General features: G+C 66.4%; 13 protein-coding genes and 3 pseudogenes. 13 read left to right on the forward strand and 3 right to left on the reverse strand.

Features of this window, described 5'->3' with window-relative positions; translation table 11 throughout:
- Positions 1-252: 252 nt before the first annotated feature.
- The 5 genes and pseudogenes from FVO59_RS16660 to FVO59_RS06065 all read left to right on the forward strand — a co-directional run.
- Positions 253-519, forward strand: a pseudogene (locus FVO59_RS16660) (ATP-binding cassette domain-containing protein); the annotation flags it as partial.
- Positions 520-577: 58 nt separating this feature from the next.
- Positions 578-1,891 carry an ATP-binding cassette domain-containing protein gene (locus tag FVO59_RS06050; protein WP_346265688.1) on the forward strand — a complete coding sequence of 438 codons (1,314 nt, stop codon included), beginning with the start codon at positions 578-580 and terminating at the stop codon, positions 1,889-1,891.
- Between the two features lie 62 nt (positions 1,892-1,953).
- On the forward strand, positions 1,954-3,564 hold the full coding sequence (locus FVO59_RS06055; protein WP_182255687.1) for a peptide ABC transporter substrate-binding protein: 1,611 nt from the start codon (positions 1,954-1,956) through the stop codon (positions 3,562-3,564).
- Between the two features lie 58 nt (positions 3,565-3,622).
- Complete coding sequence (locus tag FVO59_RS06060) at positions 3,623-4,546, forward strand: ABC transporter permease (protein WP_182255689.1); 924 nt, start codon at positions 3,623-3,625, stop codon at positions 4,544-4,546.
- Positions 4,539-5,447 (forward strand): ABC transporter permease, encoded by a 909-nt coding sequence (locus tag FVO59_RS06065; RefSeq protein WP_182255691.1) that lies wholly within the window; start codon positions 4,539-4,541, stop codon positions 5,445-5,447. Before FVO59_RS06060 ends, FVO59_RS06065 begins: the two co-directional genes overlap by 8 nt.
- A 9-nt stretch (positions 5,448-5,456) precedes the next feature.
- Here FVO59_RS06065 and FVO59_RS06070 read toward each other — a convergent pair whose 3' ends face one another.
- Positions 5,457-6,158 (reverse strand): Pr6Pr family membrane protein, encoded by a 702-nt coding sequence (locus FVO59_RS06070; protein ID WP_182255693.1) that lies wholly within the window; start codon positions 6,156-6,158, stop codon positions 5,457-5,459.
- Between the two features lie 35 nt (positions 6,159-6,193).
- A complete protein-coding gene (locus tag FVO59_RS06075) occupies positions 6,194-7,117 on the reverse strand; it encodes a DMT family transporter (RefSeq protein ID WP_182255695.1) in 924 nt (307 codons plus the stop codon).
- A 98-nt stretch (positions 7,118-7,215) separates the two neighbouring features.
- Between FVO59_RS06075 and FVO59_RS06080 the strand changes: the two genes are divergently transcribed.
- Positions 7,216-8,181 (forward strand): acetylxylan esterase, encoded by a 966-nt coding sequence (locus FVO59_RS06080; protein WP_182255697.1) that lies wholly within the window; start codon positions 7,216-7,218, stop codon positions 8,179-8,181.
- A gap of 30 nt (positions 8,182-8,211) precedes the next feature.
- On the opposite strand, the gene FVO59_RS06085 is transcribed toward FVO59_RS06080, so the two are convergent.
- Positions 8,212-10,665 carry a polysaccharide lyase 8 family protein gene (locus FVO59_RS06085; RefSeq protein ID WP_182255699.1) on the reverse strand — a complete coding sequence of 818 codons (2,454 nt, stop codon included), beginning with the start codon at positions 10,663-10,665 and terminating at the stop codon, positions 8,212-8,214.
- Between the two features lie 94 nt (positions 10,666-10,759).
- On the opposite strand from FVO59_RS06085, the gene FVO59_RS06090 reads away from it, so the two are divergent.
- The 7 genes and pseudogenes from FVO59_RS06090 to FVO59_RS16735 form a co-directional block, all read left to right on the forward strand.
- A complete protein-coding gene (locus FVO59_RS06090) occupies positions 10,760-11,686 on the forward strand; it encodes an ABC transporter permease (protein WP_182255701.1) in 927 nt (308 codons plus the stop codon).
- Positions 11,687-11,779: 93 nt separating this feature from the next.
- Positions 11,780-12,577: a carbohydrate ABC transporter permease gene (locus FVO59_RS06095; RefSeq protein WP_259363471.1), complete on the forward strand. Its 798-nt coding sequence runs from the start codon at positions 11,780-11,782 to the stop codon at positions 12,575-12,577.
- Positions 12,574-13,566: a glycoside hydrolase family 20 protein gene (locus FVO59_RS06100; RefSeq protein WP_182255705.1), complete on the forward strand. Its 993-nt coding sequence runs from the start codon at positions 12,574-12,576 to the stop codon at positions 13,564-13,566. Before FVO59_RS06095 ends, FVO59_RS06100 begins: the two co-directional genes overlap by 4 nt.
- Positions 13,556-13,732, forward strand: a pseudogene (locus tag FVO59_RS16730) (helix-turn-helix domain-containing protein); the annotation flags it as partial. The gene FVO59_RS06100 and the pseudogene FVO59_RS16730, both read left to right, overlap by 11 nt.
- Before the next feature lie 54 nt (positions 13,733-13,786).
- Entirely contained in the window at positions 13,787-14,335 is a 549-nt protein-coding gene (locus tag FVO59_RS06105) for an IclR family transcriptional regulator (RefSeq protein ID WP_259363472.1), read from the forward strand.
- A 3-nt stretch (positions 14,336-14,338) separates the two neighbouring features.
- Positions 14,339-15,949 (forward strand): extracellular solute-binding protein, encoded by a 1,611-nt coding sequence (locus FVO59_RS06110; RefSeq protein ID WP_182255709.1) that lies wholly within the window; start codon positions 14,339-14,341, stop codon positions 15,947-15,949.
- A gap of 99 nt (positions 15,950-16,048) precedes the next feature.
- Positions 16,049-16,177: pseudogene (locus tag FVO59_RS16735) on the forward strand (FAD-dependent oxidoreductase); the annotation flags it as partial.
- Positions 16,178-16,257 lie beyond the last annotated feature (80 nt).

Genomic DNA, 16,257 nt, shown 5'->3' on the forward strand with positions numbered 1-16,257 from the left:
ACTCTCGCGCTTCCGGGATCCTTCAGCCTCCGCCTCATACGGCGCACGCCCTCTCATCATCGAAGTGTCAGTCGGTGGTCGATGCCATCCATGAGCGCCCAAGCCCCGGTGGTCAGACTTCGAACAGTATGAAAGAGCTTTTGTTCGACGACAAACGTTTTTGTTACTGCACAAAACTGCGACCATTGAGGGACCTTCACCGCGCCAATAGAGTGATCGTGCCCAAGCCCCCTCGAATCCCGAGGGGAAATCATGAACCGCGATTTTCGCGCGGCGCCTGAGCCTGTTCTGGACGTGCGCTCCCTGTCGATCGCCTACAGGGACACGCCCGTCGTCACCGATGTGTCGTTCGCCGTGCACGCGGGCGAGAAGCTCGCCATCGTCGGCGAGTCGGGCTCGGGCAAATCCACGCTCACCGGCGCGGTGCTCGGTCTGCTGCCGGCCACTGCCCGAGTCCGCGGGTCCATCACCCTCGCCGGCACCGAGGTCGTCGGCCTCGGGGAGCCCGCGATGCGCGGGCTTCGCGGAGACACCATCGCGTACGTGCCGCAGGACCCGATGTCGAATCTGAACCCGGGTGCACCGCATCGGAGCGCAGGTCGTCGAGGCAGGCGGAGTGCACCGCAGACTGCGCCCCGACGCGGCTCGGGCGCGTGCGCTCACAGCCCTGCAGAGCGCGGGCCTCGTCAATGCCGAATCCCGCTTCCGGCAGTACCCCCACGAGCTCTCCGGGGGTATGAAGCAGCGCGCACTCATCGCCATGGGCACCATCAACCGCCCACGCCTGCTGATCGCCGATGAACCGACGTCGGCGCTGGATGTCACCGTTCAGCGCGTCATCCTCGACAATCTCGATCAGCTGGTGGCAGAAGCCGGAACGGCCGTGATCCTGGTGACCCACGACCTCGGGCTCGCCGCAGACCGGGCGGATCGGGTGCTCGTCATGCACAGAGGCCGCGTCGTCGAGCACGGCGATTCGCGCGGCGTTCTCATCGCGCCTCAGGCCGACTACACGCGCGCGCTCGTCGCCGCCGCGCCTGCGAATCGGAGCGGCGACGGGGCTCCTCTGCCCGATCCGTCGGCGCCGGTCATCCTCTCCGTCGCTCACCTCGGCAAGACCTACCCCGCACGCGGACACGGTCGCCGGCGCACAGAGCCCGTGCACGCAGTCGACGACGTCTCATTCGCCGTCCGCCGCGGCCAGACGCTCGCGATCGTCGGCGAGTCGGGCTCGGGCAGGAGCACGGCGGCGAGCATCGCGCTCAAGCTGCTCGAGCCGACCACGGGCGATGTCCGGTTCGACGGAGAGGACGTCACCGCGCTGAAGGGGCGCGAGCTGCTCGCCTACCGGCGCCGCGTCCAGCCGATCTTCCAGGACCCGTATGCATCGCTCGATCCGATGGCGACCATCGGCCAGATCCTGACTGAGCCGCTGCGTGCCTTCCGCATCGGGGACGCCGCGTCGCGGCGGGTGCGCGTCCGGGAGCTTCTGGAGATGGTCAGGTTGCCCCAGGACATCATCGAGCGGTCTCCGAACGAGCTGTCCGGAGGACAGCGGCAGCGCGTGGCCATCGCCAGGGCGCTGGCTCCTGAGCCCGAGCTCATCGTCTGCGACGAGCCCGTCTCCGCACTCGATGTGCTCGTGCAGGCGAACGTCCTGGAGGTCATGCAGCGGATCCAGCAGGAGCTGGGCGTGGCCTACCTCTTCATCTCGCATGACCTCGGCGTCGTCGAACAGATCGCTCACGATGTCGTCGTGATGTCCGGCGGCCGCGTCGTCGAGGCGGGACCGACACGCGACGTCTTCTCGAACCCTCAGGCGGCCTACACCCGCGAGCTGCTCGAAGCCGTTCCCGGCCGAGCCGTGCTCGTCGGTCACCGGTCGTCCTGACCCCGGCATCGACACAGCCGATCCACCCCACCCAACCCGATACCGATCACGAAAGAGAGACCATGAAGTCATCGACACAACGGCGCCACCGCCTGGTCGTCGCCACTGCCGCAGCCGCGGGCGTGGCGCTGGCGCTGAGCGCCTGCTCCGCATCGCCCGGAGAGGCCGGCGTCAGTGGCGACGCCATCCTCACCGTAGGCATCCAGAAGCCCACGAGCCTCATCCCGGGCAACAGCTCGGGACTGTTCGCCAATACGGTCGTCGGCGCCCTCTTCGACGGGCTGGTCGACTACGACCCGGACACAGGCGAGGTGCGCAACCTCGTGGCGAAGTCGATCGAGACCGACGACCAGAAGGTCTGGCGCATCACGATCGCCGACGGATGGACGTTCCACAACGGCGAAGCCGTGGATGCGGAATCCTTCGCCCGCGCATGGAATGCCGCCGTCGATCCCGACAACGCGTGGGCGCAGGGCGACCAGTTCTCGAACATCGAAGGCTACGACGCGGTGGCTCCTGCCGAGGGCGAGCCGACCGCGGAGACGCTGAGCGGCGTCGTCGTCGAGGACAGCAGCCACCTCACGGTCACGCTGAAGGCGCCGAACAGCCAGTTCCCCTACCTGCTCGGCAGGCCGTACTACTCCCCCATCCCCGCGGAGGCTCTGACCGACGCTGAGGCGTTCGCGCAGCAGCCCATCGGGAACGGACCGTACAGGCTCTCCGAGCCCTGGACGGGAGGCGACCAGATCCCCACCGTCGTCTTCGACGAGTATGCGGGGACCGCACCGGCGAACGACGGTGTGACCTTCCGGATCTACACGGGGAACGACGTCGCCTACACCGACTACCAGGCGGGTGCGGTGGACATCGTCACCCTCAACCCCGCGGACATCCCTCAGGCGGAGGCAGCCGCGCCCGATCTGGTGCGTCGCATGGCAGTGGACGACTGGCGCAACTACCTCAGTCTTCCGACCTACCTGCCCGGGTACGACAACGCCGACATCCGTCGGGCGCTGTCGATGGCGATCGACCGGCAGGCGATCATCGACTCCCTTCTCGACGGAGAGGCGCATGTCGCCACCGACTACGACATCCCGGCGAGTGTCGGCTACCGCGACGACGCATGCGGCGCGGACTGCGAGTTCGACCCTGAAGAGGCCAAGAGGCTGTGGGACGCGGCAGGCGGCATCGACGGCGAGCTCGCGATCACCTCGGTGACAGGCACCGGCCGTGAGGTGTGGGCGGAGGCGATCGCCAACCAGTGGTCGAAGACGTTCGGCGTCGACGTGAAGATCAAGCAGGTCGCGTCGGAGAACACCTGGTCGGGCATTCTCGGCAAAGAGGTGCAGACGCCCGTCGCGCTGGGCGCACCCGCGAACTACCCCTCGCCGCTGGACACGCTCGGACCGTCGTACTCCTCCCACGGCAGCGTGAACGGATCGTTCTACGCGAACCCGGAGTTCGACTCCCTTCTCGACGCCGCCGCGGGCGCGCCGGGGCTCGATGAGCAGCTGGCGCAGTACGCCGCGGCGAAGGATCTGCTGGTGAGGGACACCGCCTCGATCCTGCTGTGGACGTACCCGAGCACCTTCGCCGTGTCGGAGCGCGCATCATCCTGGGTCCCGGACCCGTTCAACAAGGGCCAGTTCGCCGGCGTCGAACTCGCCGGCTGACGCGCAGGGCCCTCCCGATCCGCAGAGCTCGGGAGGGCCCGACGTACAGGAGTCATCCATGCATCCGTTCATCAACCGACTGCTCCAGGCCGTCGTCGTCTTCTTCGGCACGTCACTGCTGGTCTTCCTGGCGGTCTTCGCCCTCCCCGGCGACCCGCTCGGCACGCTCGCCGGTGACGCGCAGCTCACCGAAGCCGTGCGACGAAACCTCGAGCAGCACTACCACCTGGACCAGCCGGTCATCGTGCAGTACGGCCTCTACGTCTGGGGGCTGCTCCAGGGCGACCTCGGCACGACGATAACCGGCGAGAGCGTCGGGTCGATCCTGGGGCATGCCTGGCCGATCACGGTCAAGCTCGCGCTGACCGCGTGGGTGATCGAGCTCATCGTCGGCATCGGCGTCGGAGCGATCGCGGCCGTGCGTCCCGGCGGCGTCATCGATCGCATCGCGACATCGATCACGATCGTGAGCCTCGCGGTGCCCACGTTCGTCCTGGCGTTCTTCGCGCAGCAGGTGCTCGGCCTTCAGCTCGGATGGTTCCCCGTCGCAGGAGCGGGCGACGGGTGGCCCATGTCGTTCATCCTTCCCGCGGCCTGCATCGCGGCCCTCGGCGTCGGGCCGATCGCCCGGCTCACTCGGACCAGCATCCTGCAGACCGTGAACGCGGACTTCGTGCGCACGGCACGATCGCGGGGCATCACCCCGTGGAGGCTGGGCACCCGTCACGTCCTGCGCAACGCCATGGTTCCCGTCGTCACGTATCTCGGCCTCGACCTGGGGTCGCTCTTCGGCGGGGCCGTCCTCGTCGAGGGGATCTTCAATCTGCCCGGCATCGGCCGGGCGCTCTTCACAGCGGTGAACACCCAGCAGGGCTCGGTGGTCGTCGGGATCGTGACGGCGGGCGTGCTCGTGGTGCTCGTCGCGAACCTGCTCGTCGATCTGCTGCACCGTGTTCTCGATCCAAGGATCTCTCATGTCTGACATCGCGTTCCTCGCCGAGGAGACCGCCGAAACCCGCGCGCCGCGCGGTGGGCGGGTCCTCCGTCGCCTCGCCGCCAACCCCGAGTTCTGGATCGGCGCTGTGCTCGTGGCGTTCTTCCTCCTGATCACCGTCTGGCCCGCCAGCGTCGCGGGCCTCTTCGGGCACGGCGACCCGCGCGAGTGCGATCTCTCGTTCTCGCGACGCCCGCCGGATCCTGCGGCTGGGCATCCCTTCGGCTTCACGGTGCAGGGGTGCGATCTGTACGCGAGCGTCGTGCACGGCGCGGCCAACTCGATCACCGTCGGCATCGTCGTCACACTGGGCACGGCGCTCATCGCGATCGTGCTCGGAATGCTCGCGGGCTACCTGGGCGGATGGGTCGACACCCTGCTGTCGAGGATCTCAGAGGTCGTGGTGTCGGTGCCGCTGCTTCTCGGTGCCGTGCTCGTGCTCAACTCCATCGAGGCGCGCAACGTCTGGTTCGTCTCGGCCGTGCTGATCGCATTCTCGTGGCCGGCCGCGATGCGCGTGATGCGCACGTCGACGATCTCGATCCGCGCTCGGTCGTTCGTGACGGCGGCCAAGGCGCTCGGTCTGCCGACCTGGCGGATCCTGCTGTCTCACGTCATCCCGAACACGGTGGGCCCGGTGATCGTGCTGGGAACGCTGCAGGTCGGTGCGGTGATCGCCAGCGAGGCCGCGCTCACCTACCTCGGAATCGGCCTGCAGGCTCCGGCTCTGTCGTGGGGGCTGCAGCTCTCGCAGGCCGAGGCGTACTTCGCCGACGCCCCGCACCTGCTCTACTTCCCCGCCGGGGCGCTCACTCTCGCGGTGGGAGGTTTCGTGCTGCTGGGCGAGGCCGTGCGCCAGGCCGGGTTCCACTCGTCGAACGGGGCCTGACCGCCCCGCTCAGCGGGAAGCCCGAGCCTGCGCACGCCTGCGCGACCACCAGACGACGCCGGCGCCGACCGCGATGATCGCCACGGCGATGCCGACGATGTACCCTGCCACGCCCAGGTAGCCGCCCGGCGTGAGGTGCGGGTTGAGGAAGGGATACGGGTACCAGTACGCGTCGCCGGTGCCGGGCGACGTGATCAGGTTCGCGCGCACCAGGGTGTACACGGCCCAGACGATGGGGAACGCCGCGATCGTCGCGAGGGCCGGCCAGCCCAGCATCCGCCGCTTCGGCGCGAACAGCACGTCGGCCAGCAGGAAGAGCGGGATGATCACGTGCAGCACCTCGTTCGACCAGGGCACGGTCGAGCCCTGCGGCAGCTCGATCCCTCGCAGCAGCAGGTTGTAGACGATGCCCGTGGTGATCATGTACGTCGCGACGCAGGCGAGCGTCACGGCAAGCCATCGGGGCTCGCGCGTGGCATCCCGCCCCGTCGTCCAGGCCCACACGGCCGCGACGGCCAGCACTACAGCCGCCGCCAGGTTCGACAGCACGGTGAAGAAGCTGAAGAAGTTCACCACGACGGTCGGCAGGTGCCCGCCCCACGCCGTGGTCGATCCAATCGCGATGGTCAGAGTGAGGATGAGCTGGGCGATGATCGCCGCAAAGCCGAGGAGGGATGCTGCGAGTCGGCCCCACGGCCACCAGGTCGTCATGCTCGAATGCTAGCGAGCAGGCGGTCCGGTTCGCGTCAGGTGCGCCGTCGCCACCGCGTGCGCGTCACGAGCACGCCGAGCAGGCACAGGGCGCCGCCGAGCAGCATCAGGGGCGTCGGCACCTCGCCGAGGATCAGCCACGACAGCAGGATCGCGATCGCCGGCACGACGTACGTGGTCGCCGAGGTCTGCCCTGCGGTGCTGCGCTGCAGCACGTACGCCCAGGTGGTGAATGCGATCGCGGTGGGGAAGATGCCGAGGTAGATCACCCACAGCGTCGCGTCGAGCGGCGCGGTCTGCAGTGCCCCGACGAGACTGCCCGTCCACGGCAGCAGGGCGACGGTGCCCGCGGCCGCTCCGAGCCACGTGAGGGTGGTCGAATCGGCGCCCGAGGTCAGCAGGTGCTTCTGCAGCAGGGTGCACCCCGCGTACATGACGGCGGCGAGCAGGGCCAGCAGAAGACCGGTGACGTCGAGCCCGGCATCCGTTCGCGAATTCATCCCGATCAGCACGACGCCGGCGAAGGCGATCGGCGCGCCGATCAGCAGCGGCCGCGGGAAGCCCTCTCGCAGGAACAGTCCGCTGAAGACCACGACCATGAGCGGCGCGAGGTTGACCACCATCGCCGCTGTGCCCGCGTCGAGCGTGAGCTCGGCGGCGTTGAGCGCCACGTTGTACACGCAGAACCAGCCGATGCCCCAGACCGCGACGAGCCACCAGTGCCGCCGCTGCGGGAGGCGGATGCCCTGCCGCCACGCGATCAGGCCCAGCGCGACGGTGCCGACGCCCATCCGCAGCAGCGCGAGCGCGCCGGGGTCGTAGTGCGGTCCTGCGCCGCGGATGCCGATGAAAGCGGATGCCCAGAGCACGACCGTCACGAGGGCGGCGAGCAGCACGAGCGATCCGCTCGGGCGCGGTGCGGAGGGAGCGGAGTCGATCAGAGGATCCGGTGCGGGCATCCTCCGATCGTGGCAGGTGGCACCGACATCTCTCGAGCGGCGGGGACGGGCGATGGTCCACGGACTCAAGCGGTCAGCGCTTGATATGCTCTGGTGCTATGGCATTGACCGACCTTCCCCTGGATCAATTGCGGGCCTTCCGACCAGAAGTGGCCGAGCCTGATGATTTCGATCAGTTCTGGTCGCGCACTCTTTCCGAGTCGCGTGCGCTCGCGGGTGATCCCGCCGTCCGTTCGGTGAATGGCCCGATCACCGAGGTCGTCGTCGAGGACCTCACGTTCACGGGCTTCGCGGGCGAGCCGATCCACGGCTGGATCATCCGCCCCCGCACCGCTACCGCTCTGCCGGCAGTGGTGGAGTACATCGGGTACAACGGCGGTCGCGGCGCACCGAGTGATCATCTGAAATGGGCGGCCTCCGGATATGTGCACGTCGTCATGGACACGCGGGGGCAGGGCAGTGGCTGGGGATCGGGCGGGCGCACCCCCGATCCCCATGGCTCGGATCCGGCTGTTGCAGGATTCATGACACGTGGCATCTCGCATCCTGACGGCTACTTCTACCGCCGGGTCTTCACCGATGCGGTGCTGCTGATCGATGCCGTGAAGACTCTGCCGTTCGTCGATCCCGCGAGGATCGCGGTCACCGGAGTCAGCCAAGGCGGAGGTATCAGTCTCGCGGCGGCCGGCCTGCATGCCGGCGTACGCGCCGTCCTGCCGGACGTGCCATACCTCTGCCATTTCCGGCGTTCCGCGACCATCGCGACCCAGTTCCCATTCCGAGAGATCGAGCGCTATCTCTCTGTCCACCGTGATCGGGTGGATGCCGTGTTCGACACCCTGTCCTACTTCGACGGCGTGAACTTCGCACGGCGGATCGTCGCCCCGGCGCTGTTCTCGGTCGCGTTGATGGACGACATCGTCCCGCCGTCCGGCGTGTTCGCGGCGTTCAATCACTGCGCGTCGTCGGATGCCGAGATCGAGGTGTACGAGTTCAACGGCCACGAGGGCGGGCAGGCGGTGCAGTGGGCCAGGCAGGCCGATTGGCTCCTGGGGCGGATCTGAGTTCCCGGCAGGAGCCGATCGGCCCGCCAGTCAGATGCTCACACGCACGACCTGCGTCGCACCCTGAGTGCCGGCGAGCCCCTCGAACTCCATGCGCAGGCGCTCACCTGTCGTCACGGCGCTGAGAGTATCGGGCTGCTCGAGGACGGCGTTCACGGCGCGCTCCCATGTCAAGACGAGCCGACCGGTGGTGCGTGTCGGGTCGCTGACACAGATCGTCGCCTCCGTGCCGGAGACGCGGATCAGCACTGACGCGGGTCCGGAAGAGGAAAGGTCCTTGACCGTCGCCGACTGCCAGAAATTCGCCGCAGTGGTCTTCAACCGAGGAAGATGCACCGCCTGGACGGAGGCCGTGTTCGACAGGATCTGCACCGTTCCATGGATGCAGGCGGCGGCGCGACGAGTCTGCTCTGACGATGCACCGGGGAGCATTACATAGGAATATCCCTGATCGCCGGGGTTGACGCCGTGATCAATCGTCATCGTCACGTACGTCTCGGACACGGTCTGCGTATTGCTCGTCGATGAGTTGATGTCTCTCCAGCGACCGCTGCGCGTCTGTCGGGAAGCGTGCACGGTCTCGCCCGATGGGAAGACATAGCCGCCGTGGTCGCTCAGATGGGCCCACGTGGCAGTCACCGTCGCCGAGTCACCGGGTCGCGGGACCGATGTCACGCCGTCCAAGGTGAGGGTGTTGTCGCTCGATGCTCTGACACGACGGTTCTCGATCGTCGTGTGGATTGCTGCAGCATCCGAGGCGGTGATGCCTGCGCCGAGGCAGATCACCCTGTCGTCGAGGAAGATCCAGGACTTGCGGGCCTCCAGTGTGCTGGAGATCGCTTTCAAATATTGGCCGGCGATGCTCAGCGATCCGTCGCCTGCACCGCCGACCCAGGGGGTGTCCGGGGCCGTGCGGCCCCATGCGACGCCTTCGCCGTCGTTGAGCGGCTTCAGTGAGGTCGTGGTTCCCGTGTGGTGGTAGGGGTCGACGGTAGGCCAGAAGTTGCCCGTGTACTGATCCATGGTGTTCGGGGTGAGCCACTGGATCCAGCCATTGCTGGTGTTCCATCCGCGCAGATTCTCCCCGTTTCCGTACTCGTAGTAGCAGGTGCGAGCCGACGCCATGGACAGCGCAGCCGCCCAGTCGACGCGCTTGTGCGCGACGCGGTCCATCTGCGCGAAGACCCTGCTCTCGGCCCTTTCGGGAGCAGGCGGCACGTCGGTGCCGCGAAGCAGTTCGTCGAGGTAGGCCAGTCGCACCGTGGTGGCGGCGGAGTAGCCCATGGCGGGTTCCACAGCGTTGCGCAACAGCCAGCCCTTGACCATCGACCGCCAGCGCTCAGCCGTGGCGCTCTCGACACCCTTCGCGATCAGCGCGATGGATGCGAGGTGCGAATGCGCGCGCACGAAGCCCGAGGTGGCCGGCCGAGCGATACTGCGGCCCGAGACGGAATCCATCATGAACCCGTTGTACAGAAGCGGGGCGACCGCCTTGTCGACCGCATCGAAGAACTTGGGCAGGTTCGGAGGTGCGATCTCCCACTCGGTTCCGTGTAGCAGCGCGAGCAATCGGCCGACGCCGTCTGACAGTACGGCGCCATAACTGCCGATGTACGGGACGGTGTCGTGCTGAATGAACGATCCATCCGCGTAGTAGCCGTCTCCGGTGGTCACGTGATCGAAGACCGGGCTGAGCGCGGCGCTGGCCAAGGAGAGCCGCGCGGAGTTCTCCGACAGGAGAGCGCTGATGGCGATCGCACGGCAGAGGTCGACCCGGTTGGCGCCAGTGCTCAGCCCCGTGTACGAGCTCACGACCGGGTCGGGCAGATAGAAGTCGATGCACGCGGCGTAGTGTGCTCGTCGTGCACTGGAGAGGTGCTCGAACACGAGTGTCGCCGTGTCGCCGAGAGCCCGAGCCGCTCCGATCTGGAAGTCCCACCAATTACCGAAGCGAGGGTGCGCCGGGGAGTATGCATCGCTGGTGAGGTGGTCAAGGCCGGCGATGACCGCATCGAGCAGGGTCTGAGAGCCCGTGTGCCCCGTGCCCGGCTGTGCCCAGGCCTCAGCCATGGTCCACAGCCTCTGGAAAGAGCTGGTGATCTTGGCGGTGAACGCGATCGACTCGGCATCGCCGTCCGGCTCGGGGTCGAGGTAGCTGAGCGTCGGCCACAGCGAGCCACGCGCGGGCGCCATCGTGTTCATGAAGGACAGCGCCTGGGTGCCCAGGCTCAGGAGTTTCGCCTGGAAGGGCGCCGCGGTGGGGTCGAAGCCCACCCCGAGGTTCAGGTCACGCCACCGGATGCGCAACATGGCGAACGTGGCGTTCGCCGCGGAGTCCGTGACTGCTGAGGGGGGGACGGTCCACGCGGCGACGCTGCGGCTGTCGAGCAGCAGCGATGCCCCGATGGCGGCAGAGGTGCCGGCGAGGCCGAGGAACAGGCGGCGATCCATGGGGATGGCCTTCAGCTTCATTGATGAATCCATAGGGGCATGGTCGCGGCTCACCACCCCAATTGTCAAGCGCTGTGCGCTTGTGATACTGTCACGACAGCGCTGAACGCTTGACCAAGGAGGTTCGATGTCGCACAGCCGTCGCCCCGGACAGGGGCGGTTCATCCGCGACCGCGGACTGATCATGCTCGCGCTTCCCGGCGTCCTGCTCGTCCTTCTGTTCCACTACGTGCCATTGCTCGGCAACGTCATCGCGTTCAAGGACTATCAGCCGTTCCTCACCATCCCGGAGGCGCCTTGGGTGGGCCTCGACAACTTCGCGGTGCTCTTCGCCGGCGACCCGTTCTTCGTGAACGCGCTGCTGAACACGCTTGTGATCGCCCTCGTGCAGTTGGTTCTCGTATTTCCCGTGCCGATTGCTCTCGCGCTACTCCTGGACTCTTTGCTGAGTGAGCGGCTGAAGCGGCTCGTGCAGTCTGTGCTGTACCTGCCTCATTTCATCTCCTGGGTCATCGTCGTGGCGCTCTTCCAGCAGATCCTCGGCGATGCCGGGATGCTGAACACCTGGTTCGCTCAGAACGGGTTGCCGATCTGGCATGTGATCGGCAACCCGGACGGGTTCATCGCACTGATCACTTCGCAGGTGATCTGGAAGGACGCCGGATGGGGCACCATCATCTTCCTCGCGGCGATCTCGCAGGTGGATGTACAGCTTTACGAGGCCGTCGCGATCGATGGCGGCGGACGATGGCGTCAGCTCTGGCATGTCACACTGCCCGCGATCCGCGGTGTGATCATCCTGCTCCTCATCCTGCGACTAGGGGATGTGCTCACCGTCGGATTCGAGCAGATCTATCTACAGCAGGAAGCCGTCGGCCTCCAAGCGTCCGAGGTGCTCGACACATACGTCTATAACCGGGGAATCGCAGGCGGCGAATGGGGAGTCTCCGCGGCTGCCGGCCTGATCAAGGGACTGGTCGGGACCGCGCTGGTGCTCGGCGCCAACAAGCTTGCTCACGTGTTCGGTGAGCGCGGCGTGTATTCGAAGGACTGATCGATGACGACAACGAGACAGAGACTCGGCGGAACTCACCCGCCGTCGTTAGCCATGCGCGCGTTGAAGGGCATTGTGCTGTTCGCCTGCTGCATGGTCATCGTGATCCCCTTCATTGCAGTCGTCTCCACTAGCCTGGCTGACGAGTCGCAGATCCGATCCGCTGGCGGGTACGTACTGTGGCCGACGGCACCGACGTTCGAGGCGTATCGTGCGGTGTTCAGCGGCGGTATCGTCACCCGTGCCACGATCGTGTCGATTGGAGTGACCGCCGTCGGAACCGGTTTGTCCCTCGTGGTCACGACCTGTCTCGCATACGCACTGTCCCGGCCCGGCACCTTCGCGCACAGGCCGATCCTGCTGCTCGTCCTGTTCACCATGCTGTTCTCGGCAGGGATGATCCCCAACTACCTCCTTATCAAGTCGTTGGGCCTCCTTGATTCATACTGGTCGCTCATCCTCCCAGGGCTGGTGACCGGATTCCAGGTCGTTCTGATGCGCGGCTTCTTCCTCGAGATCCCGCGGGAACTCGTCGATGCCGCTCGAATCGACGGAGCCGGCGAACTGCGAACACTCTGGTCTGTTGTGCTTCCCATGTCCAAGGCCCCCATCGCGGTCGTGGGCCTGTTCAACGCGGTGGCCTACTGGAACGCCTTCTTCAACGCCGTGCTGTACATCAACTCGACCGAGAAGTGGCCGCTGCAGCTGGTGTTGCGGACATACGTCGTGGATAAGAACGAGATCCTGGCCACGATCGGCGAGGCGCCTCCTCCCCAGGAATCTCTGCAGATGGCGATCCTGGTGATCTCTCTCGTACCCATCTGCTTGATCTACCCGTTCCTGCAGAAGCACTTCGCCAAGGGCGTCATGATCGGCGCCGTGAAGGGATGACGACCAACATGACGACGACGGCGACGCCCATCTGGGGCCACCTGATGCACCTGAGCATGAACATGTGGGAGGACGTGCCCGGAGCAGGCGCGAATTCCTATCACCCGCAGCTGCTCTGCGAGGACGATGTCTGGGCTCGCATCACACAGCGACTGGCGGATGCCGGGGCGAACATGGTCGTCATCGACCTCGGCGACGGGGTGCACTACCGCTCCCATCCGGAGATCGCGGTGGAGGGTGCCTGGTCGGTGGACCGGCTTCGCGATGAACTGGGTCGTCTGCGTGACCTCGGGCTGGAGCCGATCCCGAAGCTCAACTTCAGCACGACCCACGACGCCTGGCTGGGCACATACTCGCGCATGGTGTCAACCGAGACCTACTACAAGGTGTGCACCGAACTCATCGACGAAGTAGCAGAGATCTTCGCTCCGCGCTTCTTCCACATCGGGATGGATGAAGAGAATGCCGCCTCTCAAATCGGGTGGGAGCTCGCCGTCGCCAGGCAGGGTGAGCTCTGGTGGCACGACCTCGAACTACTCGTCGGCGCTGTCGAACGGCATGACGCCCGCGCATGGATCTGGTCGGACTACGCGTGGGCTCACCCACGGGAGTTCTATGCCCGCATGTCGCGGGATGTACTCCAGAGCAACTGGTACTACCGGAACCTGTTTGACGGAGCCCCGAGGAGCAGCACACCGATTCGTCTCGGCGCGATCGAACAGTACCGCGCCTACGTCGACCTCGACCAGAACGGCTTCGACCAGATCCCCGCTGCCTCGAACTGGCTCTATGCGGACAATCTCACGCGCACCGTCGACTACGCTCTGCGGAACATCCGCCCTGAGCGTCTGCTCGGATTCATGCAGACGACATGGCGGCCGACAACCGCAAGATACGAGGCGCACATCGAGGAATCGATCCGCGATATTGCCCGTGCGATCGAGCACTTCGACGCGCCTCGGGAACTGGAGAACCATGATGGCGAATGACGCGGACCGGGCCGATTCCCGTAACCAGGGGGTGGAGCGTGCGCTGGATGCCCTGGGGCTGCTCGTCAGAGCGGGAAAGCCCCTGACCGGGACGGAGATCGGCGAAGCGCTGGGAGTCCACCAGACGTCGGCATCACGCTTGATGAGGACACTGGTCGCCTCCGGCTATGCGCGAGCGGCGTCAGGCGGTGGCTTCGAGCCTGACCTGCGCGTGTTCGCGATGGGCGCGGATGCCATCGAGGCGTTCCCTTTGGTCTCGGAGCTGCGCGAGCCGATGAACGCGATCGCGCAGGAGCACCCCGATTGTGAGGTCACGCTGGCCACCGTCGTCAACGGGCGGCCGCTCTACTTCCTGCGATCCATTGCCGGCCAGCGCATCTCCTTCTCGACCAGGCGGTATCCGCTCCACCTGTCAACGGCGAGCCTGCGTGTCCTGTTGGAACTGCCCGAGCAGACGATGCTCGATGCGCTCCGAGCGTCCGGCGACGAGCTCGGGTGGGAACGCCCGACGACTGCCGTCCCGGCGACACCCGAGGGCGTTCTGGAGGCGGCAAAGCAGAACCTGCGCGGTGACGCACTGGTGATCAGTTCCTGGCTGGGCCCCAAGCACATCTCGGGTGCGATCTCGATCGACACCGACGAGGCCGCACCATTCGTGCTCGCGATCATCAGCGACCTCGATCACACCAGCGAAAGCGAACTGCGACTGCACCTGGCCGAGGGGCGTCGTCGTCTTGAGAACCACCAACACACCAGAAGAAAGAGGTAACTGATGTCGACGCTGACACGACGGAACCTGCTGATCGGCGCCGGATTGGGTGCCGCCAGCATCGCCGCGGTGCTCACGGGGTGCGCGCCGCAGGGCGGACCGGCCGGAGCCGGTGCGGGCGGGAAAGCTGCTGCGTTGCCGACCTACCGTGCGTTCACGGGCGTGAAACCGGATCTCCCGGGGGCCGACGGCGTTCCGGAAGCTTTCTACCGCTATCCGTCGAATCCGGTGGCCGCGATCAGTGGCAAACCGGCCACGTCACCTGTCAGCTTCATGTGCGCTCTTGACAACCTGCCCCAGAAGCCTCCGGGGAACACGTTCTGGGCCGGTCTCAACGACCGCCTCGGCGCTGACCTCGACATCAATGGTGTGCCCGGCGCGGACTATCAGGCACGGCTCAGCACAGCGATCGCAGGCGGGCAGTTGCCTGACCTGGTCCAGCTGAACCTCGATGTGCCGCAGTTGAATCAGCTTCTTCCGCGCCGGTTCGCGAACCTCAATGAGTACCTCGGTGGTGACGCCGTGCTCGAGTACCCCATGCTGGCGAACCTGCCGACTTCGGCGTGGAAGAACGTGATGATCAACGGGAGCATCTGGGGCGTTCCATATCCCTCGGTCCGCGCCAGCAGCCCGCTCTTCTACCGCTCCGACATCACCGACTCGCTCGGCGTCAAGCCTGATCTGCAGGACGCACAGAGTTTCCTCGACTTCTGCAAGGAGGTCACCGACAAGTCCGCATCGCGCTGGGCGATCGCCAGCTGGCCCACGATCACGGACTGGGTGATGGAGATGTTCGGTGCGCCGAACCAGTGGAAGGTCGACGACTCCGGTGCCTTCACACGCATGTGGGAGAGCGAGTCGTTCCTCCGAGGCGTCGAGTTCCTCGTTCGAATGCACGAGGCAGGCGTGTTCCATCCCGACGCGTTCTCGGGTCAGTCGAACAACCTGCAGAACTTCAGCGCGGGGCACACGGTGATCAACTCGTCCGGATTCATGTGGTGGCCCAACTTCTACAGGGATAACGCCAGCATCGCCGGGTTCCGGGTCGAACCGCTGCTGGCGCCCCGCCACGACGGCGGTGGTCTGGCGGCGAAGTGGCTGCTGAACGGCCTGTACACCTTCGCCGCGATCAACGCCGACGCGAAGCCCGATCGCATCAAGGAGCTTCTGCGGGTGCAGGACTACCTCGCCGCGCCCTTCGGAACGGCTGAGCACCTCTACCGTACCTACGGGGCAGAAGGCACGCACTTCACCTGGGCTGACGGCGAGCCCGTGCTCACCGAGACCGGCGTCGCAGACGTCTCGGCAGTGCCCGTGCGATTCGCCTCAGGCTTCCCAACGGCCATCTACACGCCGGGGGCGCCGGAGATCACGAAGCAGAACTGGGAGCTGCAGAAGAAGGTCGTGGAGGGTGGCGTGGAGCTGCCCACAGTCGGTCTCATCTCCGATTCGCAGACCTCGCTGGGCACATCGCTCGATCGCGACGTGCGTGACGCGATCAGCGAAGTCGTGCAGGGTCGCCGGAAGATGGGCGACCTCGAAGCGGCGGTGAAGCGCTGGCGCTCCGGTGGCGGCGACAGGATCGCCGACGAGTACGCCGCGGCGAGGGCCTGACCGGACCCACAAGATCGAGACGCCCGCCGGTCGCGGGCGTCTCGATCACGTTCTGCATGCGCTGAGTCACCGAACCATGCCCACAGGCGGAAAGAGACCATGAGAGAGATCACGTTCGAAAGCGACATCACCGTCGTCGGCGGGGGATTGGCAGGAGTGTGCGCGGCCATCGCCGCGGCACGGTCCGGCGCTCGCGTCGCGCTGGTGCAGAACCGGCCCGTGCTCGGGGGAACTCCTCGTCCGAGGTGCGGGTGTGGGTTCGCGGCGCAACGGCCTTCGACGCGCACCAATGGGCACGGGAGACCGGG

The organism is Microbacterium esteraromaticum (genome assembly GCF_014084045.1).
Taxonomy (GTDB): domain Bacteria; phylum Actinomycetota; class Actinomycetes; order Actinomycetales; family Microbacteriaceae; genus Microbacterium; species Microbacterium esteraromaticum_D.